Annotated in this window: 25 protein-coding genes; 11 read left to right on the plus strand and 14 right to left on the minus strand. The window is 44.4% G+C overall.

The genetic code is table 11. The features are described from left to right. The first annotated feature begins 7 nt into the window (after positions 1–7). Positions 8–757 (plus strand): Cof-type HAD-IIB family hydrolase, encoded by a 750-nt coding sequence (locus AS034_RS00185; RefSeq protein ID WP_058296994.1) that lies wholly within the window; start codon positions 8–10, stop codon positions 755–757. Positions 758–832: 75 nt separating this feature from the next. Here AS034_RS00185 and AS034_RS00190 read toward each other — a convergent pair whose 3' ends face one another. The 4 genes from AS034_RS00190 to AS034_RS00200 all read right to left on the minus strand — a co-directional run bounded on the left by AS034_RS00190 (position 833) and on the right by AS034_RS00200 (position 6,815). Next, entirely contained in the window at positions 833–2,968 is a 2,136-nt protein-coding gene (locus AS034_RS00190; protein WP_058296995.1) for an ATP-dependent Clp protease ATP-binding subunit, read from the minus strand. Between the two features lie 234 nt (positions 2,969–3,202). Continuing rightward, on the minus strand, positions 3,203–3,823 hold the full coding sequence (locus AS034_RS00195; RefSeq protein ID WP_058296996.1) for a hypothetical protein: 621 nt from the start codon (positions 3,821–3,823) through the stop codon (positions 3,203–3,205). 83 nt (positions 3,824–3,906) lie between these two features. After that, positions 3,907–4,077, minus strand: a complete 171-nt coding sequence (locus tag AS034_RS22590) for a hypothetical protein (protein ID WP_156416127.1) — start codon at positions 4,075–4,077, stop codon at positions 3,907–3,909. A gap of 683 nt (positions 4,078–4,760) precedes the next feature. Continuing rightward, a complete protein-coding gene (locus AS034_RS00200; protein WP_058296997.1) occupies positions 4,761–6,815 on the minus strand; it encodes a catalase in 2,055 nt (684 codons plus the stop codon). A 205-nt stretch (positions 6,816–7,020) separates the two neighbouring features. Between AS034_RS00200 and AS034_RS00205 the strand changes: the two genes are divergently transcribed. The 3 genes from AS034_RS00205 (at position 7,021) to AS034_RS00215 (ending at position 9,034) form a co-directional block, all read left to right on the plus strand. Then, positions 7,021–7,425 carry an HIT family protein gene (locus tag AS034_RS00205; protein WP_058296998.1) on the plus strand — a complete coding sequence of 135 codons (405 nt, stop codon included), beginning with the start codon at positions 7,021–7,023 and terminating at the stop codon, positions 7,423–7,425. A 168-nt stretch (positions 7,426–7,593) separates the two neighbouring features. Further along, positions 7,594–8,226, plus strand: a complete 633-nt coding sequence (locus tag AS034_RS00210) for a DUF4004 family protein (protein WP_058296999.1) — start codon at positions 7,594–7,596, stop codon at positions 8,224–8,226. Between the two features lie 16 nt (positions 8,227–8,242). Then, positions 8,243–9,034: a polymer-forming cytoskeletal protein gene (locus AS034_RS00215; protein WP_058297000.1), complete on the plus strand. Its 792-nt coding sequence runs from the start codon at positions 8,243–8,245 to the stop codon at positions 9,032–9,034. A 51-nt stretch (positions 9,035–9,085) separates the two neighbouring features. Here AS034_RS00215 and AS034_RS00220 read toward each other — a convergent pair whose 3' ends face one another. Genes AS034_RS00220 through AS034_RS00230 form a run of 3 tightly spaced genes read right to left on the minus strand, consistent with a single transcriptional unit; the run spans position 9,086 to position 11,551 of the window. Then, positions 9,086–10,255, minus strand: a complete 1,170-nt coding sequence (locus AS034_RS00220) for an MGDG synthase family glycosyltransferase (RefSeq protein ID WP_058297001.1) — start codon at positions 10,253–10,255, stop codon at positions 9,086–9,088. Then, on the minus strand, positions 10,252–10,854 hold the full coding sequence (locus AS034_RS00225) for a DedA family protein (protein WP_058297002.1): 603 nt from the start codon (positions 10,852–10,854) through the stop codon (positions 10,252–10,254). Before AS034_RS00225 ends, AS034_RS00220 begins: the two co-directional genes overlap by 4 nt. A 13-nt stretch (positions 10,855–10,867) precedes the next feature. Further along, on the minus strand, positions 10,868–11,551 hold the full coding sequence (locus AS034_RS00230; RefSeq protein WP_141687639.1) for a polysaccharide deacetylase family protein: 684 nt from the start codon (positions 11,549–11,551) through the stop codon (positions 10,868–10,870). A 287-nt stretch (positions 11,552–11,838) separates the two neighbouring features. Here AS034_RS00230 and AS034_RS00235 point away from each other — a divergent pair, with 287 nt between their 5' ends. Both AS034_RS00235 and AS034_RS00240 read left to right on the plus strand, forming a co-directional pair. Beyond that, on the plus strand, positions 11,839–13,137 hold the full coding sequence (locus AS034_RS00235; RefSeq protein WP_058297004.1) for an alkaline phosphatase family protein: 1,299 nt from the start codon (positions 11,839–11,841) through the stop codon (positions 13,135–13,137). Positions 13,138–13,177: 40 nt separating this feature from the next. Continuing rightward, positions 13,178–14,452: an MFS transporter gene (locus tag AS034_RS00240; RefSeq protein WP_058297005.1), complete on the plus strand. Its 1,275-nt coding sequence runs from the start codon at positions 13,178–13,180 to the stop codon at positions 14,450–14,452. Positions 14,453–14,503: 51 nt separating this feature from the next. Here the strand turns inward: AS034_RS00240 and AS034_RS00245 are convergent, their stop codons facing one another. The 4 genes from AS034_RS00245 to AS034_RS00255 all read right to left on the minus strand — a co-directional run bounded on the left by AS034_RS00245 (position 14,504) and on the right by AS034_RS00255 (position 17,462). Next, entirely contained in the window at positions 14,504–15,139 is a 636-nt protein-coding gene (locus AS034_RS00245) for an FMN-dependent NADH-azoreductase (protein WP_058297006.1), read from the minus strand. A 287-nt stretch (positions 15,140–15,426) separates the two neighbouring features. Continuing rightward, a complete protein-coding gene (locus tag AS034_RS22900) occupies positions 15,427–15,570 on the minus strand; it encodes a hypothetical protein (protein ID WP_169792797.1) in 144 nt (47 codons plus the stop codon). Between the two features lie 313 nt (positions 15,571–15,883). After that, on the minus strand, positions 15,884–16,387 hold the full coding sequence (locus tag AS034_RS00250; RefSeq protein ID WP_058297007.1) for a ferritin: 504 nt from the start codon (positions 16,385–16,387) through the stop codon (positions 15,884–15,886). Between the two features lie 82 nt (positions 16,388–16,469). Next, positions 16,470–17,462: a DMT family transporter gene (locus AS034_RS00255; protein WP_082641586.1), complete on the minus strand. Its 993-nt coding sequence runs from the start codon at positions 17,460–17,462 to the stop codon at positions 16,470–16,472. Positions 17,463–17,640: 178 nt separating this feature from the next. On the opposite strand from AS034_RS00255, the gene AS034_RS00260 reads away from it, so the two are divergent. After that, a complete protein-coding gene (locus AS034_RS00260; RefSeq protein WP_058297008.1) occupies positions 17,641–17,979 on the plus strand; it encodes an ASCH domain-containing protein in 339 nt (112 codons plus the stop codon). 10 nt (positions 17,980–17,989) lie between these two features. Then, positions 17,990–18,430 (plus strand): hypothetical protein, encoded by a 441-nt coding sequence (locus AS034_RS00265; RefSeq protein WP_032086278.1) that lies wholly within the window; start codon positions 17,990–17,992, stop codon positions 18,428–18,430. A 601-nt stretch (positions 18,431–19,031) separates the two neighbouring features. On the opposite strand, the gene AS034_RS00270 is transcribed toward AS034_RS00265, so the two are convergent. Next, complete coding sequence (locus AS034_RS00270) at positions 19,032–19,415, minus strand: YbaN family protein (protein ID WP_058297009.1); 384 nt, start codon at positions 19,413–19,415, stop codon at positions 19,032–19,034. Between the two features lie 134 nt (positions 19,416–19,549). Further along, complete coding sequence (locus AS034_RS00275; protein ID WP_058297010.1) at positions 19,550–19,948, minus strand: ion channel; 399 nt, start codon at positions 19,946–19,948, stop codon at positions 19,550–19,552. Positions 19,949–20,122: 174 nt separating this feature from the next. Here AS034_RS00275 and AS034_RS00280 point away from each other — a divergent pair, with 174 nt between their 5' ends. After that, positions 20,123–20,848, plus strand: a complete 726-nt coding sequence (locus tag AS034_RS00280; protein WP_058297011.1) for a TerC family protein — start codon at positions 20,123–20,125, stop codon at positions 20,846–20,848. Positions 20,849–20,918: 70 nt separating this feature from the next. On the opposite strand, the gene AS034_RS00285 is transcribed toward AS034_RS00280, so the two are convergent. Beyond that, complete coding sequence (locus AS034_RS00285; protein WP_058297012.1) at positions 20,919–21,968, minus strand: NAD(P)/FAD-dependent oxidoreductase; 1,050 nt, start codon at positions 21,966–21,968, stop codon at positions 20,919–20,921. 179 nt (positions 21,969–22,147) lie between these two features. Between AS034_RS00285 and AS034_RS00290 the strand changes: the two genes are divergently transcribed. Continuing rightward, positions 22,148–22,993, plus strand: a complete 846-nt coding sequence (locus AS034_RS00290) for an ABC transporter ATP-binding protein (RefSeq protein ID WP_058297013.1) — start codon at positions 22,148–22,150, stop codon at positions 22,991–22,993. Next, the gene (locus AS034_RS00295; protein WP_058297014.1) at positions 22,944–23,870 is read left to right on the plus strand and encodes an iron-hydroxamate ABC transporter substrate-binding protein; all 927 of its coding nucleotides are present in this window, start codon (positions 22,944–22,946) and stop codon (positions 23,868–23,870) included. Before AS034_RS00290 ends, AS034_RS00295 begins: the two co-directional genes overlap by 50 nt. The last annotated feature ends 24 nt before the right edge of the window (positions 23,871–23,894 follow it).

Raw genomic sequence — 23,894 nt, forward strand, 5'->3', positions numbered from 1 at the left:
GAAAGTAATGACAATTAAATTGATTGCGCTTGATATGGACGGGACTCTTGTGAATCATGAGGGCGAGGTTTCCCCGGAAAATGAAAAAGCCATCCAGAGGGCAAAAGAAAAGGGAATCCATGTGGTATTGAGTACAGGGCGTTCTCTTCGTAACTGCAGGGATATTTCCGACCAGCTTGGCCGTTCTTCTTATTTAATAACGGTGAATGGCGGCGAAATTTACGATCATGAATATAATCTGGTGGACAGTACCCATCTGGATACCAAACTTGTAAAAGCACTGTGGGCATTAAAGGAAAAACATGATGTATACTTCTGGTCATCGACCACACAGGGCATATTCAATACCCAAAACCCTTTCGATCAGGAAATAGATGCTTATAATTGGTTGAAGTTCGGCTTCGATATCCAGGACGATGAAGTGCGTAAAGTGGTGATGGACGAATTGTTGAAAAATGAAGCACTCGAAATTACCAATTCCAGTCCGACGAATATTGAAATCAATCCAGCTGGCGTGAACAAAGCGGCTGCACTTGTAAAGGTATGTGAACGGCTGGACTTGTCCATGGAAGAAGTCATGGCGGTTGGTGACAGTATGAATGATATAGCCATGATCCGGGAATCAGGTTTTGGAGTGGCAATGGGAAATGCACAGGAAGCAGTGAAGGAAGCTGCCGACTGGGTCACAGGCATCAATACAGATCACGGAGTAGCACAGGCGATCGACAAGGTGCTTGCTGCTGTCGAATCTAAATAACAAGCACTTTTCTGCAAGCTGATAATAAAAAGCGTGATCCCTTTGAAAAGGGATCACGCTTTTTTAATAGTAGAATTACTTAACAGTGATTTCATCATTTTCAAGAGTCACTGTCACTTGTTTCACTTCTTCTTCCTCCAGAAGCAGATCGGCGATTTTGTCCTCTACCCTTTCCTGGATTACCCGGCGCAACGGACGGGCACCGAATTCAGGGTGATAGCCAAGTTCAACAAGCTTATCTTTTGCCTCTTTTTCAAAGCTGACCGTAATGTTTTGATCATTCAATTCTTGTTGAAGATCTTCAAGCATCAAATCAAGTATTTGAAGAAGCTCTTCTTTATGAAGTGACTGGAATTCAATGATACTATCAAAACGATTCAAGAATTCCGGCTTGAAGTAAGAACCAAGTGATTGAAGGATGTTCGTTTCCTTCACGGCATCCGTGCCCCCGGTGGCAAACCCTACGACTGCTTCCTTGACATTCGTCACACCTGCATTACTTGTCATGATGATGACTGTATCTTTGAAGCTTACGGTTCTTCCCTGGCTGTCTGTCAAACGGCCGTCTTCAAGTATTTGCAGGAACATATGCTGAACATCGGGATGAGCCTTCTCGATTTCGTCCAGCAGAATGATTGAGTAAGGGTTCCTTCTTACTTTTTCAGTCAATTGCCCGGATTCTTCATGACCTACATAGCCCGGAGGTGAACCGATCAGTTTGGATACGGAATGTTTCTCCATATATTCACTCATGTCCAGGCGGAGCATGCTGTCTTTGGAACCGAATAGTTCCTCAGCCAGCGTCTTCGTCAATTCGGTCTTACCGACGCCAGTCGGTCCCACAAATAAGAATGTACCGATTGGGCGGTGTTTCGCCTTCAAGCCTGCCCGGCTGCGTCGGATCGCTTTCGCCACCTTTTTCACCGCCTCTGCCTGCCCAATCACTTTATTTGAAAGGTTCATTTCAAGCTCTTTCATTCGTTTCTTGTCATCACTTTGAAGTTTGCCGACCGGAATGCCCGTCTTCGCTTCAATGATTGACTGGATCAGCTCAGGTCCTACTTCCGTTCTTCCCTTGACACCGCCGTTCTCAAGCTGCTTTTCAATTTCTTTTTCCTGGTCACGCAGTTTTGCTGCTTCTTCGTAACGCTCTTCTTTGGTAGCCTGCTCTTTCATTGCATGGATTTCTTTCAATTTCTGATGAAGTGCAGATGTATCTTTCCCTTCTGACTGAAGGTTCATTTTCGCACCCGCTTCGTCCATCAAGTCGATCGCTTTATCCGGAAGGAAACGATCCTGGATATAACGGTGAGACAATTTCACGCATGCCTCGATGGTTTCATCTGTAAAAGTGACACCATGATACTCCTCATACTTACTGCGCAGCCCCTTTAAGATGTCAATGGACTGCTCGGGAGTCGGTTCATTCACCATTACCGGCTGGAAACGGCGTTCAAGAGCCGCGTCCTTTTCGATTTGGCGATATTCCTTAAGTGTGGTCGCCCCGATCACCTGCAGTTCACCACGTGCAAGTGCAGGTTTTAAAATATTGCCTGCATCCATGGAACCTTCGGCAGATCCTGCTCCGACCAGCTGATGAATTTCGTCGATGAATAACATGACATTCTTGCGGTTTTGAAGCTCGCTGATGATGGCTTTCAATCGTTCTTCAAACGACCCGCGGACACCGGTACCGGCGGTCAATGAAGCTACGTCCATCACATACACTTCTTTGTTCAACAGCTTGGACGGTACCTCCCCATCAACGATCTTCAGTGCCAGTCCTTCCGCGATTGCTGTTTTACCGACACCCGGTTCACCGATGAGTACAGGGTTGTTCTTATTACGTCTGTTCAGGATTTCAATGACTCGCTCGACCTCTTTATCCCTTCCGATAACAGGATCGATCAGACCAGCCCTGGCAGCATGGGTTACGTTGCGGCCAAATTGATCAAGAATACCGCCGCCATTTCCCCCAGTTTCCGTTTTAAGCTCCTGGTGATTTGATCCGGATGCGTGCGGCTGGGCTCCACCCATACTCATGCCTTTGAACAATTCATCAAACGGGAAACCGCCATTTAATCCTGATGGCATTTTAGATTGTTGTTGTTGGAAGCATTCCGTACACATCTGCATTCTTGTCTTATGGTTGTTGACTCTTTTGTACACTTCCACTGTTGCCTGGTTCTGATGACATACCTGACATTTCATACAGTATTACCTCCTATTGAATTCGTTTTTATATAGTAACCATTTGTTTAAATAATTTATTGAAGGTCAAGAGATCATTGTTTGACTTTGACTTTCTTTGACCTTATGACTACATTATAATTTGACCTTTTTTGACTTTCAAGGTTTTTGCTTATGGAAATTTTTAGCCTAAACTCTAACCCCTTATATGTAAAAATATAAAAGCTGGCTAGAAATTCGCCAGCTTCCCCCCTGTTAATACCACAAATCACATTCGTCATATTCGTAGTCAACTTTGTACGAGTTATTTTTGGATTTGTTGTTTTCATTTTTACTATCTTCTTTACTGTCATTGCTTTGAACCTGATTATTTTTTGATTTATTTTTACGTCGTGATGCTGCTCCATCAATCAGTTTCATAAGATCCATGCCCTGGACAAGGTTCAATAGGTTCATCGGGATGATATTCCCTGCTCCCCCATTCCCCTGAAGCATAGAACTGAAGCCATTCATCAGCGACTTCGCGTCAAGTTCTTTACCAGTCGTCAATTGGCTGAGCTGCTGCTTAAAAACATCATTGTTTAGAATCCCATTCATCAGTTGCTGAAGGGTATCTGTGTTGAGTGCATCCGCCTTCAAGAATGCTGCCGCTTTATCTTTCAGTGGCTCCATTCCCTTAAGGTTTTCCGGGATGATGGATTCAAGGTGAGTTTTTAGAGAATCGGAATGACCCTTTATCTCTTTATTCAGTTCATTCTCTTTAATCGAAGAAGTCATCATTTCAAGAACCGACTCGATAGGTAATTGCCCGTCTTCTTTCTTGACTTGTTCCTGAAAAAGTTTGTAGAGCTCTTCTATCATATTTTTGTTATCCATGTATATGGTCCTCCTTTCTATTCATGTGAAAAGTTTATAGAAAGCGGTTGTGATAACCGCTTTCCATCGTCTTTCATCTGTTCTTAAAATAATGCGCTGATAACTAAAATAATCAGTAAAGCAATCCCGATAATTAGTGCAGCGATCGGAGCCACACCTAATGTGATCAAGAACGCCACTACTAACAAGACTAGAAGAAGCTTAAAGTAATCAAATTCTTCTGCAGCAGCATGGTGAGCTGGACCTTTTGGCATGAATATCCACCTCCTTGTTCATTTCTTTAATATACTATGGTTGTCCATATGGAAGTGTTTGTTATAGATAACTAGTATCTAGCAAAATGGGTGAATGGATTGATAGGGTGGCATTGAAATAAATTCAACGGGGAATTAAGAGGCTAGTGGTAGTTTAGGTTCTAAACCCGCTTTTGATTTCCGTGCAAGACTTCGCTTTCCGCGGGTAGGCCGTGAGCCTCCTCGTCACTTCTTTCCTGCGGGTGGGAGAAGCGGAGGGGCTTTGCTCAGAGGCGGGTGGCATAAGGCGAATCGGCCATGAAGGCGTTTTTTGCCTTCTTGGACGAGTTGACTTATGAGATGTGCCTCTAAGCCCCGCAGCTAGACAAATAGAAAAGCGGAGGCGGCTTGACCAGAGGCGACAAGCATAAGGTGAGCAAGCCGGAAAGGCGTACTTTGCCTTTTTGGCTTGCTCACCTTATGACCTCGAGCCTCTAGCCGCTGGAGCTAGACACGTCTCTCATCAGCTACTCTTCTCCCAGGAGTCTACGTCTTGCACTCCAATCAACCGCTGGAAACAGCAAAACAAATTGTTATGAAACAAATAAAAACCCGGGCTGCTTTGCTAACTAAAATGCAAAGCAGTCCGGGTTTCACTTATACAAAACACTTTTGTCTCAGCCTTTATTTCAGATTCCTCTTATTCAGACGATTTCTCGATTCCAGTGACGATGGGCTGCAATCGCTTCAATGAAATCGGATGTAAATGTGTCTATTTTCTCAGCTGTCACAACACCTGCACATTGTCCGATGCCGATGTCTTTCAATAAGGAGACCCCTTCATGGGTTGCACCAATAGGTTTGAAGTGTACAAAGGCTTCTTTTACAAAATAAGAAGTATCCTGTTTGAACTTCTTATCAAGCTCTTTTCCGCCGACAACATAGATACTGTCAAACAGAACGGAATCACATGTCAAGAACGTATGATCCACTTCCAGCTCTTCCCCTTCACCGCTTTTCAGCATACCCAGTTTGCTGCTGATGATTTCCGGCTGAAGGCCTTCTTCTTTCAATTCTTTAAGCACGCTTTTGACTTCCCTGCCGCTGAAGCCGCTCTTGACAATGACTCCAACTTTTCGTGTATGAGGTCTCTTGACCGTATTCTCCTGACTTAAAGCAGGAGAAGATTTTGTCACTGTGGAGCCCGGACCCTCTGGAACCTTGGCCCCGATTGCTTCCGCAAATCCTTTTGCCATCTCAAGACTCACATTTGCGAACATATCGACTACCTGCTGCTGGACGGATTTGCTCATGACTTTACCGAGTTCAAAGCTGAAGGCGTCTATGATGTGTTCTTTCTCGGCTTCACTCATGCTGTTCCAGAACATGGCGGCCTGGGAGAAATGATCTTTGAAGCTTTCACTTCTTGTACGGACTTTGCGGCCTTCCACCTTTTCCTGGTAATGGGTATAGCCGCCTTCCTCTTCACTTGCTGGTGCCGGGGTGTTTTGAGCAAGGGAATTCTTATGGTAGCTCACCTGGCCTTTATTGATTGTATGGCGGGAATACCCGTCACGCTGATTATTATGGAACGGACAGACAGGACGGTTGATCGGCAGCTCATGGAAGTTCGGTCCGCCAAGACGGATAAGCTGTGTATCTGTATAAGAGAACAGGCGGCCCTGGAGTAAAGGATCATTTGAAAAATCAATGCCAGGCACGACTGATCCAGGGTGGAAAGCTGCCTGTTCCGTCTCTGCGAATACATTATCCACATTTCTGTTCAACGTCATCTTCCCAATGATTTTAACCGGTACTTCTTCTTCCGGCCAAAGCTTTGTCGGATCCAGTACATCGAAGTCGAAATTGAATTCGTCTTCCTCCTTGATCAGCTGCACGCCGAGCTCATATTCCGGGTAGTCTCCATTCTCGATCGACTCATGCAGGTCGCGGCGGTGGAAATCCGGATCCTTACCGTTGATTTTTTGCGCTTCGTCCCAGACAAGGGAGTGAGTCCCAAGGACCGGTTTCCAATGGAATTTAACGAAGTGGGCTTTGCCTTCTTCATTCACAAACCGGAAAGTGTGAACCCCGAATCCTTCCATCATGCGGAAGCTTCGCGGTATCGCACGGTCGGACATGGCCCACATGACCATATGGGCTGATTCCTGGTTATTGGCGATGAAGTCCCAGAATGTATCATGTGCTGTTGCTGCCTGGGGCATCTCATTGTGTGGTTCCGGCTTGATCGCATGTACCAGATCCGGGAACTTGATCGCATCCTGGATGAAGAAAACGGGAATATTATTCCCCACCAAATCATAGTTCCCTTCTTCCGTATAGAATTTGGTCGCGAATCCGCGGGCATCCCTGACCGTCTCGGCGGACCCCCTGTTTCCTGCCACCGTTGAAAACCGGACGAATACAGGGGTTTTCTTGGAAGGATCCTGTAAAAATCCAGCTTTCGTATATTCTTTCATAGATTCATAGACTTCGAATTCACCGTGGGCTGCGAATCCCCTTGCATGGACGATCCGCTCGGGGATACGCTCATGGTCGAAATGTGTCATCTTCTCACGGAAATGGAAATCTTCCATCAATGTGGGACCGCGCTCGCCCGCTTTTAGCGAAAACTCGTCCTCTGATACCTTCAACCCTTGATTGGTCGTCAGATGTTTCCCGCTGTCATCTACACGATACTCTTCAAGCTGTTCATTTTTGCTGTTGCCGTTCACTTTGCTTTTTTTCTCGTTACTCATTCCCTCATTCCTCTCTTTTACTATGTAAAATACTATGGTGATTCTATACCCGCAGTCTGTCGGTCTAAACATTTCTTGGAATGAATGGTATGTTAAGGTTTCTGTCATCTCTCATGAAGTAATGTCCGCTTAGGTACCTGCTCCTGTATGAAATCATGGTATACTTCAAATGGAACAAATATTCAAACAATTAGGAGTGACATTCATGAAAGAAGATACCAAATGCCCCTTCTGCCACCCGCATGAAGATTCCGATCAAAACATCATATTTGAAAATGCCACATGCTACTTCCTTCAGCACAATCAGCAGCAGGATGTCCTTGAAGGATGCGGCGTGATTGTCCCAAAGAAACACCAGCAGGATGCGTTCGCCCTTACGAAAGAGGAGTGGAATGATACATATGAACTTCTGCAAAAAGCTAAAACGTATCTTGATGAGAGATTTGGAGCAGACGGGTACACCCTCGGATGGAATGCAGGAAAAGTCTCAAATCAGTTCATTTTCCACAGCCATTTTCACATCATTCCCCGTTATAATGATGAGCCCCTTGCCGGTAAAGGGCTCCGATACTGGCTTAAACAGCCTGAAAACAAACGCCCAAATAGATAAAACGAAGGCTCGTCCCCCTGCATTATGCAGGACAGGACGGGCTTTATCTTTTTACCAGAAAACAAAAACTGGAAAAAACATCTTTACAACCGTAACATTGTTCTGCTATAGTTCATATAAAGTAACGTAACAATGTTTTGTTACAAAAGGCATTGAGGTGATTATTCCTTGGATGACAATTTGATTTCGAAAAAAGAAGTGTTGGAACTGACAGGGATTTCTTATGGTCAGCTTTACCGCTGGAAACGAAAACACGTCATTCCCGAAGAATGGTTTATTAAAAAATCCAGTTTCACAGGTCAGGAAACTTACTTTCCAAGAGAAAAAATGCTGGCACGGATAAAAAAGGTGAAGGAATTGAAAGATACCCACTCCCTGGATGAACTCTCAGATTTCTTTTCACCAAATCCAGCGAAGATTGAATTATCACTGGATGCATTGAAGCTGCAAAAGATTCTTCGAACAGAAACGATTTCATTCTGCACCCCCTTTTTAAAAAACGGTAATGCATTAGAGTTCCCCGAAATTTTGAATATGTTCATATTTGAAAAAGTGCAGAGCCGCTTGGACCAAGACGACTTAAAGACCCTCTTTCTTTTTTTGCAGAAAGATTTCGATGCATTTAACAGTCCTTCATTTGAACTCAGGGGACTTAAGAAACAGAAAAACGTCATTTGGCTGTTAGTTCCGCTGCAGACCGGCATTTTGACAGACCAGTCAGCTGAGACGATTGTGAAGCTTGATTTACTCCAGATGGTTGAAGAATTAAAAATCATTTTAACGAATGAAATAAATGGATAAACAGGAGGAATTCAGTATGAGCACAGTTGAGAAAAAGGAATTGCATGATTTAAAAATCAGCGGATCGGGTACGTCGGGCGGCGGTAAGTTCAACTCAGTAAGAATCAGCGGCAGCGGAACGATTCAAGGCGATATCGAATGCAGAGACCTTAAAATATCCGGTTCCGGAAAAATAAACGGGGACATCACCTCTGAAGAATTTAAGTGCAGCGGATCTTCGAAGGTCGAAGGAAATATCCAGGCCAAGGAAATCACAGTCAGCGGAAGTACAAAAATCGAAGGATCCGTCACGGCTGCGGAAATGTCTGTTAGCGGATCAAGCAGGATATCTGAGAATTTGACCTGCAAGGAATTCAGTTCAAGCGGTTCTACCAAAATAGAGGGGAAGGTTCACGGAGGAGAACTCCGGTCCCACGGCGCACTGAAAGTAGAGAAAGAATGTGAGGTTGAAACGTTCATATCGAGAGGCGGAGTGACAATCAACGGTTTGCTCAGTGCAGATAAGGTTAATATTAAACTAAGCCATGAATCGTTCATCAAGGAAATCGGCGGCGAAATCATTGAGGTGAAAAACGAGCACTCCTCCACTCTGATCAAACAGGTAGTGAATTTTTTCATGCAGCGTGACGACTACCTCCGATCGGATTTAATCGAAGGAGACGAAATCTACCTTGAACACACCAGGGCAAAGCTGGTAAGAGGAAAAAACATAGTCATCGGGGAAAACTGCGAAATCGACACAGTCGAATACTCAGGCACCATTGACATAAAAGACGGCAGCAAAGTAGGAAACACAATCAAATACTAATTAAATGTAGAAAGCAAATGCCCGTCCCTCATTGTCAGAGACGGGCATTTATTAATTTAATATGGTTTTCGTAACGCCTGTCTTATTAAGAGAAGGCTTCACCAACGAGTCTTCCTGATTCACCTTCAGCAGCGTATTCAAGCTTTCATCCACACAAGTGGAAATCGAAGACAGATACTGCTGCAGCCGAACAAGATAATCATTCATTTCCCGTTTATCCTTAAGGACATTCGTGATGATTTCCAGCGGATCCTCACTATTCAATAAGTAGACGAGTTTCTTTTCCTTTAGGAATTCCAAATTGACCTCTTCCTGTCCCGGCAAATAATCATGTATAAAGATCGGTATCCTTTTATTTAATACTTCCGTAATCGTTACTCCGCCAGGCTTTGTAATGATGGCATCAACTGAATCATAAATGGCATTCAGCTCTTCACGATCATCGATATACATTAATGGGGTGATATTAGGTAAACCCGATAATTTATCGAATAATTCCTTGTTATGCCCGCAAAGGACAGTATAAGTAAAATGTTCTGCCCCGGAAGGATTCATCATAAATTCGTTCAAGACACATAAGCCATTATTCCCGCCTGCAACCAGGAGATGTTTTCTTCCTAAGGATGTGTTTTTTGATTTCCCGGTCTTGTCTTTATAGATATTGGAAACCGGCACCCCTGTGTTAAAGATTCGATCTGACGGTATTGAATACTGCCGGATTAATTCGTCCTTTGCTTCACTGCTTGGCACCATATGAAAATCTATATTCTCTTTATCCCACACTCCATTGATGAAGAAATCAGTATATACATTTATTGTTTTCGTTGAAAAGGACGGGGATTTTTTCTTCAGTTTCCCAAGAATCCTGGATGGAAATGAATGAGTGCAGATGATATGGGACGGCTGCTCTTCCTCAACCAATCTTTTCAGCTTCATTTCGAAATAGATGGAGAATACGGAAAAGCTCTTTAACATACCCGTATATTCTTCGCTCATCATCAACTGCGCATAAAACCTTTTATAACTCTCCGGGAAAGCCTTGATCCACTTCAAATAGAATCCTGAGACTGCATTTTCGAGCCATTGATTTGAGAAAGACAGGAAATCAACGATCTTCACTTCTGCATCCGGATGTTTGTCTTTAATCTTCTGCTGCATGACTTCTGCTACTTTGACATGTCCAGTAGGTACGCTGAACATGGATAATAGGATGATTTTCATATCTTTCCCCTCTCTTTCCTTTTCTTCCTTACATACTGGATCAACGTCGTCAAAATAAAAATGACAAGAAGTCCCACCCCTAAATAAGGGACGTAATTGGGATTGATAGGGAACGTGCTGCCGAGCCCCCATCCCAGAAGGATGTATGAAATGCTCCATAGAAGCGATCCCGCTCCTGTAATCAACATATATCTCAGTATGTTCAGTGAAAATATCCCGGACAGATAAGGAGCGACCTGGCGCAGTCCAGGCATAAAAAAACCGATGATCAGGGTCTTCGGTGAATTCTTAGTGAACTGCGCCTCAAATTTGACTGCCTTCTCTTCTGTCAGTCCAACCCATTTCCCATACTTTATGATGATTGGATAACCGACATATTTACCTGCATAGTATCCTGCCAGCATTCCGGCAAACGTTCCCAGGAATGCGAACAGGATGCCCCATGACATGGACAATTGACCATGTGCCGCTAAGACCCCGATCAAAAACAGCAGCGATTCTTCCGGAGAAGGTATTCCTACAATGCCAAAGAATAAAAATATAAAAATGATGAAATAACTGTATTCCTGAATATATTGAATGATTTGTTCACTGCCCATGCCAATATCCCTTCTACTGGAATGCTTCGTCAAGAGAAATGAACCGGATGTCCCTCTCCAGTGCATCTTTTATGAATGCATCCACGCATTCTACCATATATTTCGGCGCATCCTCATCGGCACCCAGCGTCGCTCCATTGTCATGAAGCACAAACACTGCCCCTTCAGAATCCGAATGGTTCAAACGGCGGCTCAGATGTTCCTTGCATTCCTTCACTTTCCAATCCTTGAAAATATGTGACCATATGATGATCCGGTATCGGTTGGCGAACATCAATGAGGAAAAATTGAGATGTCCCCAAGGCGGACGGTATAAATATGTCCCTTCGCCGGTAATCCTTTTTAATACTTCATTTGTCCTCTCCAATTGCTTCTTTAACCCCCATGGAGTCAGGAACCAGCTGGAAATATGCCTGTAATGGTGAAGGCCAAGAGAATGTCCCTCATCCACCATCCTTTTGATCAGTCCGGGGTTCTGCTCTGCATTCTCCCCTACAACAAAGAACGTTGCTTTGACCCCGTGTCTTTTGAGGATCTCCAACAGTGCACTTGTATGCAAGGGGTGAGGCCCGTCATCAAATGTCAGCGCAATCGTCCTCTCTTGGGGGACCCTTCTGATGATCTTAATATCCATTTTCCTTATGACAATCGTACTTATAATGGAATAGATAAAAAAAGTGACTATGATAAAAATCAAAATGAATAAACCGCTCAATGTGCAGTTACACTCCCAGTGTTGAATTTATGACCAGGACGGGTATCCATCATCCGCCCTTTGTCATCATATATTGCTTTTATGAGATTATCAATGTTCCTTACCCTTTTTGCTCAGGAGCCAACCCTGTATTCTATACGAAAGTTTTGCCAGCCCCAGCGTATTTATCCACCATCTGTCCAAGTTGGAAAAACCACTTCCCTATTCTGAATCTTCTGTTATATTAATAGGTATATAGTACAAACTTATCTACCATGATGGAGGACTTTATGACTCGTCTTACCGATCACTTGATCGTCATCTCATTTGACTGTTTATCGGCCCTGGATTATTCCAAGCTTAAGGAACTCCCTCACTTCAAAGAGCTGCTTTCCACAGGCTCACTGTGTAAAAATGTTGAATCGATTTATCCGACCGTGACCTATCCGTGTCATGCTACGATTGTTACCGGCAATTTTCCGAACCGGCACGGTATCATCAATAACACCTTCATCCAGCCGGGCAGAGTCTCTCCCGACTGGTACTGGCACCGCCGTCATGTAAAGGGAACAACCCTTTATGATGAAGCAAAGAAAGCGGGCATGAAGACTGCTGCCCTTTTGTGGCCAGTCACTGCAAAAGCGGATATCGATTATAATATGCCGGAGATTTTCGCCAACCGGCCCTGGCATAATCAAATCCTGGTTTCCTTATTCAACGGCACCCCTCTTTATCAGCTGGAGATGAACCGCCGTTTTGGTCACATCAGAAAAGGGCTCAATCAGCCTGAACTTGATGATTTTGTCCTCGAATCGACTGTTGCGACCATCAAAGACAAGAAGCCGGAACTGCTTCTTGTCCATTTTACAGACCTTGATACACAGAGGCATTACCATGGATTTTCATCTCAGGAAGCAAATGCCGCCATCCGCCGCCATGACGACCGTCTCGGGAGAATAATCTCTGCCCTAAAAGAATCGGGAATCTATCATAATTCTACAGTCATTGCGCTTGGTGATCACAGCGCACTTGATGAAACAAAGGCCATTCAACTTAACAGTTTGTTTAATAAAAAAGGATTCATCTCCCTGGACCCCAAAGGAAGGATAATCGACTGGAAAGCTTATTGTAAAGGCTGCGACGGTTCTGCCTATGTCTATATAAGAGACCCATCCATTAACGATGAGGTGAAACATCTCCTATATGAACTGCATCGGTCCCGTTCGAATGGAATTCAACAAATTTACACAGGTGAAGAAGCCGGGGCAATGGGCGCAGATCCGTCGTGTGCGTTCATGCTGGAAGCCGAGCTCGGCTACTACTTCAAAGATGTTCTGGAAGGAGATTTAATCCATACTATTACGCCTGAAGATGTAAAAGAAAAACGGTACACATGGGGCTCGCACGGCTACTCTCCAAAAAAAGAAAACTATCATACGATTTTTATGGCATGGGGAAAAGGGATTGTTCCTCATAAAGAACTGCCCGGTATGCACCTTGTTGACGAAGGCCCCACATTTGCAAGGCTTTTGGGCCTCGACCTTGGAAGTACGGACGGGAAAGTACTTCAAGAACTTATAGATGAATAAAGATTAATAAAACGAATATGTTCCCGGGGAGGAATAGTTTATGAAGCGATTTTCCAAGGAAGAAAACAGCTGGATTTTTTATGACTGGGCCAATTCCGCTTATTCAATCATTATTTCAACGGCGGTTTTCCCATTATTTTATAAGGCCGCTGCAAAAAATGCCGGCGTGAGCCCTTCTGATTCGACTGCCTATCTGGGTTATACCGTTGCCATCGCCACATTCATTCTCGCCATGCTGAGTCCGATCCTCGGGACGATTGCCGATTACCAGGGGTATAAAAAGAAGTTCTTTACGTTCTTTTTTGCCCTCGGGATCATCTTCACGGCGTCACTTGCCTTTATACCCAGCGACAATTGGCTTCTGCTTCTCATCTTCTACACCGTTGCAGCGATAGGGTCGGCAGGATCAAACGTCTTCTACGACGCTTTCCTGACAGATGTAACGACTGAAGAGCGAATGAACAAAGTCTCCTCCCGTGGATTCGGTTTCGGTTATATCGGGAGTACCATTCCGTTCATCATCAGCATTGCAATCATTGTGCTTTCACAAAATGGCCTCATTCCGCTTTCAACCACCTTTGCCAGTAAAATCGCATTCATGATTACCGCTGTCTGGTGGGGGCTGTTTTCAATCCCCCTTATAAAAAATGTCCATCAGCGCTATTTCATCGAGCGTGAACAAAAGCCTGTCGCGAACAGTTTCAGGCGTTTGGGAAAAACATTGAGAGAAATCAGTCAGTACCGCGCCCTGTTCCTGTTTCTTCTTGCCTACTTCTTCTATATCGATGGAGTCGGAACAATCATTACAATGTCGACCGCTTATGGGACCGACCTTGGCATTACGGCGACAAATCTTCTGATTATCCTGTTTGTGACACAGGTGGTTGCAGGTCCATTCGCCATCTTATATGGACGCCTTGCGGAGCGTTTTACAGGTAAAAAGATGCTTTACGTCGGGATCTGTGTTTATATCATTGTATGTATTTATGCATATTTCCTTGAGACAACCCTGGATTTCTGGATTCTCGCGATGCTTGTCGCTTCTTCACAGGGCGGGATCCAGGCGCTCAGCCGCGCATACTTTGCCAAATTGATTCCAAAGAAAAACTCCAATGAGTTTTTTGGATTCTATAATATTTTCGGAAAGTTTGCATCCATCCTCGGCCCCCTGCTTGTCGGTGTGACCGCACAGGTGACAGGTGATTCAAGCAGCGGGGTATTCAGCCTTGTCATTCTATTCATCATCGGTTTGACCATCCTTGCTTTTGTACCGGAACCGAAGGCCGGAGAGCTTGACAAAAAAGCGATTATATAAGAAAAAGCACCTTCAGCCTTTTCATTATAAGGCGAGGGTGCTTTTCTTTTGTCAGAAACTATGTGCCAGATCTTTTGCGCGCGCAATGCCGTCTGCTTTGATTTCATCTGCTTTGTCAGGCATGGCTGCATGGCCTTCAATGAATAATCCCTGGAACGACGGTACCCCGAAGAATTGCATGATGATATCGAGGTAGCGGTGACCCATTTCCATTGAGGCAGCGGGACCTTCTGAATAGATACCTCCGCGCGCTTGGATGTGAAGGGCTTTTTTATCGGTCAACAGCCCGACCGGCCCTTCGGCAGTATATTTAAAGCTTTTACCTGCAACCGCCACCGAATCGATGTATGCCTTCATGAGAGGCGGGAAGGAGAAATTCCATAGAGGAGTGACAAACACATATTTATCAGCTTTTACAAATTGATCGGAAAGTTCGTTCAAACGCTGTACTTTCTGTTTTTCATCCGGGGACAATTCTTCAAACCCTTTTCCAGACTGCAATTTCCCCCAGCCGCTGAAAACATCGGCATCGATATGGGGGATATGCTCCTTGTATAGGTCGATATGTACAACCTCGTGTTCCGGGTTCACTTCTTTATAGGTGTCGATGAAAGCTTTTGCCGCCGCCATGCTGTAGGACATGGTATCATCATGCGGATGTGCGGTGATATATAATACTTTTGTCATATTAACCCTTCCTCATCATCAATTTTTTCGTCTTATTCATTTTGTGGAAAAATTGATTTTCTATTCTCAATAAGAGGCTGTTTTCTAAAAGATTAATGCTTTTCGTAATGCCTAGGAGCCTGAATGCTTCTTGTGGACGTGCTCTTTTCGAATTCAAGTTTAAACCACAGGTAGAAGTAAATCAGAAAATACCCAAGTTCCGGTATTTTCTTGTGTGTGTTAAGCAACAAAGTATACGAAAAGAGCTTAATAAAAAAAGATGCTGCCACTTAAGACAGCATCTTTTCTTACTCTTCTTCAGCAGCCGCCCCAAACGGGTTGGCTCCGAGATTTTTTCTCATTTCTTCAGTCAATTTGAATGGTTCGTTTTCTGTTGGTGCGCCGCTGGCCGTGTGGCTGCTTCCATCGTAGTGATATGGTTTGTTTTCCATCACTCAACACCTCCGTAAAAGTATGTATAGTGTGTCCCTGTCGATTGATTTTATCCTCCCGTGACATAAGTACCGTAAAGTCCGGGAACGTTCAAAGGGTAAGTGACTTTATCACTATACTATGGATATAGTTATAATTCATTACTCCTAAAGAAAAACCCTTTATTTTTCTTGGAATATACATAAATATCGTAAAGATCGGGTGGAACTGACCCATTAATAAATTCACAGACAGCAAAAAAGCCGAACACTCATTTGAATTCTTCTTTAAAAGAGTTCGAAATGATTGTCCGGCTTCTCCCAACTGAATTGCTCAGCCCCCTGCTGCAGGAGCTGCTTTACGTTGACCAAGCTCTTGATCCAAGACAAGAATGGCAGCCGGATTATCGCCTGCCAGAGTCAACCGGTCAACGATTGTTTTGGCCTGGGCCTCTTCATCTATCTGCTCCCTTAAGAAATCTTGGATGATCAAGGCTGTCTGCGGATCGTTTTGTAGGGCATAATTGTATGCCTGTCTGTATGAATTTGTAACGAATTGTTCATGGCTTAACACCTTCTTGAATGTATCAAGGGGCGTACCAAACTCTTTTGGCTGCGCTGGCAGTTCCTGTATTTCCACAATGCCGTCTTTATCCGTCAGATAATCGATCAACGTGAGCATATGAGTGCGTTCTTCTTCCGATTGCAGCCTAAGCCAGCTTGCCATCCCGGTATAATTCTGATTGGCCATATAAGCGGACATAGCTAAGTATAAGGTAGTGGAAACATGCTCAATTTGAATCAAGTTATTGATTAACTTTTGAAGCTGTTCATTCATCCTGGTTATCCCTCCTGCTCCATACTCCCCTCTATACTATTGAACAGGACGGGATAATATGCCTTTAAGTGGCATGTCTTGGTTAAAAATGATGCTTATGTTGTTTTTTAGCATAGAACCTTTGCCGTTTACGTTTAATGATGAGTTCTTCCAGCGTTCCCGCCCCGCAGATGACACCGAGGATAATGAACACCAGGCCAAGTAAATGGTAGGAAGTGATTTTTTCTCCTAAAAACAGGGCCGCCCCCACCAATGAGAAAAAGGTGTTGAGATTAAGGAAGATCGACGTCTCGGCCGCACCGAGCTTTCCGATTGAATGATTGTAGAGCATGTGCCCGACGGCCGTTGCGAGCATGGCGGAAGCGAGGAAAAGCACCCATATCCCAATGGAGGCTTTATCCAGTTGAGAAATTTCCCCTGGCTCTGTTATCAGCCCAATGATAAATAAAATCATCGACCCGAACACAAGCATATACCCAGTCAAAAGCCGTGGATCCAATGTCTTGGCAGCACGGCTGATGATGATGAAGCTGAGTGCCTGTGAAAAAATCGAAATGAATACCATGGCATCCCCGTTGTTCAGATTGCCGAGCCCTTCTCCCCCCGACAGGACAATGATCGATACGCCGATTCCGCCCAGGACGAAGCCAATCACTTTTATGACGGTCGGCCGGTTCCTTAGAATAATGGAAGCCAGGAGTGCCGTCAGCAGCGGCCCCGTTCCGAGTATCAGTCCCCCATTGGTGGAAGTCGTATGTGTAAGACCAACTGAAAGAAAATAATGGTGGCTTACGACATTCAGCAGCCCTCCACTGATGATAAAGACGCTCTCCCGCCTGGTCGGTTTCCGTATTTTTTTCATGATTCCCAAAATGATAAATACAGTGATTCCTGCAGTGAAAATCCTAAGGGATGTAATGGTCACTGGAGAGAATTCCGTCACCAGGGTTTTCAATGCCGGGACATTGAATCCCCAAATCATCATAATGAACACCAACACTAAGTAAGTCTGCCACTTTTTCACTCTACTCAAGACCTTTTCAAAAAAAATTTGCAGTTTCTGTCTTCGCTGCATTTCATTCCATCATATCACCCCTTATTCTTCTTTACTACGGTGAATCGCGAAATTCTTTGAAGATAATTACAAATAGATCTTATACTGTCCTTCCTTATTACAGACAAGAGAAAATCCAAGTGCTGCTAATATCTCTGATAATTATGTGCTATAGTTAAGAGCGAAAGGAGCGATTACGATGAATAAACAAGAATTACCGCCTAAGACATGCAGCATCGAGCGTCTCGTTACGAAAGAGGAAGATGTGGAATTGGTGCTTCAGGGTAAAAAAACAGCTACGCGCCGTAATGGCCGTTATGCCGATGAAGGCGAAATCATGGAGCTTAAAGGGGAAAAATACATAGTGGATAAAGTTTATTCCCAGGCACTTGGTGAATTGACAGACGAACATGCCAAGCAGGAAGGCTTTCAAACCGTAGAAGAATATAAAGAAACCATCCTCTCTTACCATCCCGGTATGCCGTGGCATCCCAAAATGCGTGTATGGGTGCATGAATTCAGTCCTGTGAACAAATAGGCCGGCGAAGATGGATTTAGTGTATCGTTTTATCATCTATCTTCACGTTCTGAGCGTGGTGGCGTCCATCGGGCCATTTTTTATTTTGCTCCCGATGATCAAGAAGCTTAAGGCCGCTTCAGGAGAAGAATTGAATCCATATCTGGACACCTTCCGTTTCACAGTGCGGCTGTCAAAACATGCCGGTCATGTGCTCGTCGGTTCGGGCGTCTTATTGGTCTTGATGGGGCCATGGACATGGGGCACCCCGTGGATCTTGATGACCCTCTTCATCATGTTTTGCTCGCTGTTCTTCCTAGCCAGGGCTTTTTCCCCTACGCTCAAAAGATTTAATGACCCCGGCGAGGAGCGCGAACCATTGACCGCAAAGTTGAAGCGGACCATTTGGACCTACCTCATCCTCCTTCTTGCCATGCTGTGGTTCATGGTCGTTAAGCCGTCATTGTGGTAAATGGCCTCTTGAACAGTTAAAAAAGGCTGGGACAAGTAATATAGTCCATGTAAAAAACCCGAACTAATTTGCATGAGGTTAGGCAAATTAGCTCGGGTTTTAAATTGTTCATTTTACATTTAGGGTTTAACTCATTCAGCGGTTGATTGGAGTGCAAGACGTAGACTCCTGCGGGAAGAGTAGCTTATAAGAAAAGCGGAAGGGCTTTGCTCAGAGGCGTGTGGCATAAGGCGAATCGACCACGAAGGCGTTCTTTGCCTTCTTGGTCGGTTTGACTTATGACATGTGCCTCTAAGCCCTGCAGCTAGACAGGTGAGACCTGTCCAGCTCCGGCGGCTAGAGGCTCGAGGTCATAAGTCAAGCAAGCCAAAAAGGCAAAAAGCGCCTTTCCGGCTTGCTCGCCTTATGCTGGTCGCCTCTGGGCGAGCCGCCTCCGCTTTTCTTCCCGCAGGCTTGCCGAGGAGGCTCACGGGCTACCCGCGGAAAGCGAAGACTTGCACGGAAATCATTAGCGTTGTCTAGAGTCCACACTATAATGTTCGCCCTTTAGACCTTTACTTCAAGGTTTTGCCCCAACCTTTTTAAAATTTCTCTACTTTTTTTAATAACTCCGCACTTTAACCGTCTTTATCTTAAAGATAAAATAATAATATTTATACACTATGATCAAGCTCAGGATGACCTTGACGATTAATTTATCCGTCATGAAAAACGGCAGCAAAATCATCACATCGGAAAACACCATGAGAATGGCCTTTTGACGGAATGTCATCGAACGATTCTGTACAAATCCTTCTAAATGCTTTTTATACACAGCCGTCCCCTTGAACCAGACTTCAAAACGCTTCGACCCTTTCACAAAAAAATAAGAAGCCAGTAATAAAAACGGTGTGGTGGGGATGAGCGGGAGCACGATTCCAATGATGCCAAGTCCCATGAAAATAAATCCGAATGCGATGAAAATGACTTTCTGAATGCTCCGCATCCCGTCCTCTCCCCTTTCCGAACAACTTTCTCCTTTTATTGTATGTATCTCAATGCCCTATCACAAGTGACAATTATTCAACATATTAAAAGGCCCGTCCCCTCTGCGGAAGAGCAGTGGCGGACGGACCAGGATTATCCTCCGTTTTTGGAATTCAGCATTTTCATAAAATAGGCGGATGGCAGCAGAAGCCCGATCGCTGCCTCGATTAGGGCGAAGAATCGCAGATGCCCAACCGGCAGATAGTCACCATACCCCACTGATAGAATCGTTACCCCGCTGAAGTATAAATAGTTGGTGAAGCGATGCGGAACGGCCTGTCCATCCGGCAGACTGTACTTTAATACGGTACCGTTTGCCCCCAGTCCATAATATAGCACCGCAAAGGCAACCGTGATTCCGGCGAGCACAAAAAATAATTTATAGAACATTTTCTTGCTGAAGTAACTATATTGGAATTCTTTGTTTTTGAAAAAATAGATTAAGTTGAAAAATATAAACAGGATGGCTCCCAATACAAGTATATTAGCCAAAGTGAAACGTCCTCCTTGATTAAATAGTACTAATTGTTTAACCACTTCCCTGCTTATTAAAACACCCGATTTCCTCCCGGATAAAACGGCTGTACCTTCTATCATTCTACTTTTATGTTAAAATGAATAAGTTGCGTTTTATTGATAGATTTCAACTTAAGAGGAGGAACCATGATGGATTTTCTATTTCCACTGGGACTTGTCATATCTTCAGGTGCCATCATTGCGCTGTTAAAAATCATAGCCATTGATATCATACTATCGGGGGATAATGCTGTCGTTATCGCAATGGCGACGAGAAGCCTGCCCAAGGAACTTCAGAATAAAGCTATTTTCTGGGGCACTGCAGGTGCGGTCATACTGCGGATCCTGTTCGCTGCGATTATTGTATACTTATTAAAAATTCCATATGTCCATTTAATCGGGGGCATTTTGCTTCTATGGATTGCTTATAAGGTATTGGTAGAAGAAGAAGGGGACGCCGATATCAAGGCGCATACAGGACTCGGACAAGCAATCGGGACCATCATCCTGGCTGATGCCGTCATGAGTCTTGATAATGTGGTGGCCGTTGCAGGTGCTGCCCATGGTCATATCGGCATGATCGCCCTCGGGGTGTTCATTTCGATCCCGATCATGATCTTCGGTTCCAAATTGATTGTAAAAGTCCTTGAGAAGTACCGCTGGATCGCCTATATCGGATCAGGGATCCTCGCGTATACTGCCGGAGAGATGATTGTAAGGGACCATCAATTCATGGACCTTTTGAATATCCATGAAGGTCCTTTCACCTACCTCATTACCATCGGACTCACTGCTGCAGTCCTGTTGATCGGTTTCCTCGTGAACAAGAGAGGATCAGAAGATAAACAGGAACACAGAGTGCATCAAGTTAATTAAAGGATATAAAAAAGATGCCGTCGATTCAGGGACGGCATCTTTTCTTTTGTTTTCCGATCCTGCTATTCGGTTATTTCACCATCTGCCGGACCAGCTCTCTATTCCTCTGTTTGAATACATCATTGTGAGAAGAAACCATCGCCCTTTCTTCCGCTTCCGGCTGAATGAATGTCTTCGCCTTATTGACTGCATTAGCTGCATCCTGGAAAGCACCCGCTATCAAATTGACTTTCCCTTCATGCATCAGGATATCCCCGGCTGCATATAAGCCGTCTACCGAAGACTCGCTGACAGAGTTTCCTTCGACATAGAAATCATTCGCCATCTTGATGTCAAGGCTGCTGTTCTTCAACAGCGACGAATCAATTTCATATCCATGATTGATGATCACTTCGTCGATTTCAAGATACGAAACCTCGCCTGTCCGGTGATTTGTAAGCTGAACCTTTTCTATGCGTTCATGATCATCCCCGGCCATCAGCTTAGTGATGGAAGTGTGAAAGATACAGGTTGCAGAGCTGTTCATCAGTTGAGCACACTGAGCTTCATGACCGTTCAGTGCTTCTTTGCGATAGGTGACATACACTTTTTTCGCAATCGGCTCCAATTCATTTGCCCAATCGACTGCAGAGTTGCCCCCGCCGGATATGACCACTGTCTTGTCTTTGAAGCTCATCAGCGATTTCACCGTATAATGGAGGTTGGAAATCTCGAATCGTTCCGCTCCCTCAATATCAAGCTTTTGAGGGTTGATGATGCCGCTTCCCACTGCGACAATCACAGTCCTGGAGTAATGTTTCCGGCCCGATGCCCCCTCCAGAATGAACAGTCCATCCACGTTACGTGTGATGCTCTCAACTTTCTCATTCAGGACGACTTCGGGATCGAAAGTCAATCCCTGCTGCACGAGCCGCTTGATCAATTCAGCTCCAGGTGTGGGCGTCAGTCCCCCTACATCCCAAATCATTTTCTCAGGATATACATGCACCTTTCCGCCCAGCATCGGCTGATACTCGATGATTTTCGTCTTCATTTCCCTTAGCCCGCTGTAAAAAGCAGAGTAAAGCCCCGCCGGACCTCCTCCAATAATCGTCACATCATAAATATCCTGCTCTTTCATTTCCGTCCACTCCCCGTAATCAATCACTATTGATTATCATTCTCAATTACATACTACATCTTTTTCTTCCAAGATACAACAATCATTCTATTGACATAAGGAAAAAAGAATTATAGTATGGATATTGTTCGAGAATGAGAATCGTTATCATTCAATCCACTATAAACGGAGGGCTCAACATGGTTCGCCTATATACAAATGAAATCAACATTGGCTATGGTGACCAACTGATTGTCAAGGATCTCAGCGTTGAAATCCCTGATAAGAAAATCACTACGATCATCGGATCAAACGGCTGTGGAAAATCGACTTTATTGAAAGCGATTACCCGCATCATCTCTCATCAGTCCGGCAATGTCCTGTTGGACGGCGAAGATATTTCAAAAGGTAATACGAAGGAACTGGCCAAAAAAATGGCGATCCTTCCCCAGACTCCCGAAAGCGCCAGCGGATTGACGGTCGGAGAATTGGTTTCCTATGGACGCTTCCCGCATCAAAAAGGAATGGGCCGCTTGTCCAAGAAAGACTACGAGGTCATCAATTGGGCGCTTGAGGTGACGGGTATCACTGATTTTAAATACAGACAAGTCGACGCTCTATCCGGCGGCCAGCGGCAGCGGGTTTGGATTGCGATGGCCCTGGCCCAGGAAACGGACATCATCTTCCTTGACGAACCGACTACATACTTGGACATGGCCCACCAGCTCGAAGTACTGGAGCTGCTGCAGAAATTAAATGCCGAACAGGAGCGTACCATCGTCATGGTGCTTCATGATCTGAATCAGGCTGCACGCTTTGCCGATTATATCGTCGCACTGAAAGAAGGAGAAATCGTGAAAGCCGGTAATTGTGAAGAAGTCATCACCCATGAAGTGTTAAAAAAAGTGTTCAATATTGACGCTGCAATCGGCAGAGACCCTCGAACAAATAAGCCAATGTGTATCACATACAATTTACTCAAAGGAGAAGATCAACATGAAAAAATGGATGCTTCCGCTTACGCTGCTGTTGGTGCTATTGGTTAGTGCCTGCGGCAATGGCTCATCATCGGAAAAAGAAGATGATAAAGAGAAAAAAGACAATAAAACCGAAACAATCACATACGAATCAGAAAACGGACCGGTTGAAGTTCCTGCAGATCCACAGCGTGTCGTTGTCCTTTCCTCTTTTGCAGGAAATGTAATGGCTCTTGATGTGAACCTTGTCGGTGTCGACTCCTGGTCGAAAATGAACCCGCGCTGGGAAGATGATTTAAAGGGCGTTGAAGAAGTCACGGATGAAAGTCTCGAGAAAATCATTGAGCTTAATCCAGATCTTATCATCGGCCTGTCCAATATCAAAAATGTTGATAAACTAAACGAAATCGCCCCTACCGTCACATTTACATATGGAAAAGCAGACTATCTCACACAGCATATCGAAATTGGTAAACTATTAAACAAAGAAAAAGAAGCCCAGGCCTGGGTGGATGACTTCAAGAAGCGTGCCCAAACAGCAGGAGATGACATCAAAGCGAAAATCGGTGAAGATGCGACTGTTTCAGTCATTGAAAGCTTCAACAAGCAGCTTTACGTTTACGGAAACAACTGGGGACGCGGCACTGAGATCCTGTATCAGGAAATGGATCTGAAGATGCCTGAAAAAGTAAAAGAAGAAGCGTTGAAACCTGGATACTTCGCCCTTTCAACAGAAGTACTTCCTGAATTTGCTGGAGATTATATCATTCTTAGTAAAGACCCGAAAGCGGATAATTCCTTCATGGACACAGAGACATATAAAAACATCCCTGCCGTAAAGAATAACCAGGTATTTGAAGTGAATATGATGGAATTCTATTTCAACGATCCACTTACCCTTGATTATCAGCTTGACTTCTTCAAGGAAAAATTCTTAAGCAATTAATCTTTTCAAAGAGGAATTCTTATC

The sequence above is a fragment of the [Bacillus] enclensis genome (assembly GCF_001456935.1).
GTDB lineage: Bacteria > Bacillota > Bacilli > Bacillales > Bacillaceae_B > Rossellomorea > Rossellomorea enclensis.

Excerpts from the sequence above, each read along its gene's own strand:
- AS034_RS00270 (WP_058297009.1), bottom strand. The coding sequence starts at position 19,415 with ATGCGGAGCATTCAGAAAGTCATTTTCATCGCATTCGGATTTATTTTC.
- AS034_RS00220 (WP_058297001.1), bottom strand. The coding sequence starts at position 10,255 with ATGAAAATCATCCTATTATCCATGTTCAGCGTACCTACTGGACATGTC.
- AS034_RS00215 (WP_058297000.1), top strand. The coding sequence starts at position 8,243 with ATGAGCACAGTTGAGAAAAAGGAATTGCATGATTTAAAAATCAGCGGA.
- AS034_RS00205 (WP_058296998.1), top strand. The coding sequence starts at position 7,021 with ATGAAAGAAGATACCAAATGCCCCTTCTGCCACCCGCATGAAGATTCC.
- AS034_RS00290 (WP_058297013.1), top strand. The coding sequence starts at position 22,148 with ATGGTTCGCCTATATACAAATGAAATCAACATTGGCTATGGTGACCAA.
- AS034_RS00225 (WP_058297002.1), bottom strand. The coding sequence starts at position 10,854 with ATGGGCAGTGAACAAATCATTCAATATATTCAGGAATACAGTTATTTC.
- AS034_RS00285 (WP_058297012.1), bottom strand. The coding sequence starts at position 21,968 with ATGAAAGAGCAGGATATTTATGATGTGACGATTATTGGAGGAGGTCCG.
- AS034_RS00235 (WP_058297004.1), top strand. The coding sequence starts at position 11,839 with ATGACTCGTCTTACCGATCACTTGATCGTCATCTCATTTGACTGTTTA.
- AS034_RS00255 (WP_082641586.1), bottom strand. The coding sequence starts at position 17,462 with ATGCAGCGAAGACAGAAACTGCAAATTTTTTTTGAAAAGGTCTTGAGT.
- AS034_RS00280 (WP_058297011.1), top strand. The coding sequence starts at position 20,123 with ATGGATTTTCTATTTCCACTGGGACTTGTCATATCTTCAGGTGCCATC.
- AS034_RS00195 (WP_058296996.1), bottom strand. The coding sequence starts at position 3,823 with ATGGATAACAAAAATATGATAGAAGAGCTCTACAAACTTTTTCAGGAA.
- AS034_RS00240 (WP_058297005.1), top strand. The coding sequence starts at position 13,178 with ATGAAGCGATTTTCCAAGGAAGAAAACAGCTGGATTTTTTATGACTGG.
- AS034_RS00295 (WP_058297014.1), top strand. The coding sequence starts at position 22,944 with ATGAAAAAATGGATGCTTCCGCTTACGCTGCTGTTGGTGCTATTGGTT.
- AS034_RS22590 (WP_156416127.1), bottom strand. The coding sequence starts at position 4,077 with ATGCCAAAAGGTCCAGCTCACCATGCTGCTGCAGAAGAATTTGATTAC.
- AS034_RS00245 (WP_058297006.1), bottom strand. The coding sequence starts at position 15,139 with ATGACAAAAGTATTATATATCACCGCACATCCGCATGATGATACCATG.
- AS034_RS00200 (WP_058296997.1), bottom strand. The coding sequence starts at position 6,815 with ATGAGTAACGAGAAAAAAAGCAAAGTGAACGGCAACAGCAAAAATGAA.
- AS034_RS00250 (WP_058297007.1), bottom strand. The coding sequence starts at position 16,387 with ATGAATGAACAGCTTCAAAAGTTAATCAATAACTTGATTCAAATTGAG.
- AS034_RS00190 (WP_058296995.1), bottom strand. The coding sequence starts at position 2,968 with ATGAAATGTCAGGTATGTCATCAGAACCAGGCAACAGTGGAAGTGTAC.
- AS034_RS22900 (WP_169792797.1), bottom strand. The coding sequence starts at position 15,570 with ATGGAAAACAAACCATATCACTACGATGGAAGCAGCCACACGGCCAGC.
- AS034_RS00185 (WP_058296994.1), top strand. The coding sequence starts at position 8 with ATGACAATTAAATTGATTGCGCTTGATATGGACGGGACTCTTGTGAAT.
- AS034_RS00260 (WP_058297008.1), top strand. The coding sequence starts at position 17,641 with ATGAATAAACAAGAATTACCGCCTAAGACATGCAGCATCGAGCGTCTC.
- AS034_RS00265 (WP_032086278.1), top strand. The coding sequence starts at position 17,990 with ATGGATTTAGTGTATCGTTTTATCATCTATCTTCACGTTCTGAGCGTG.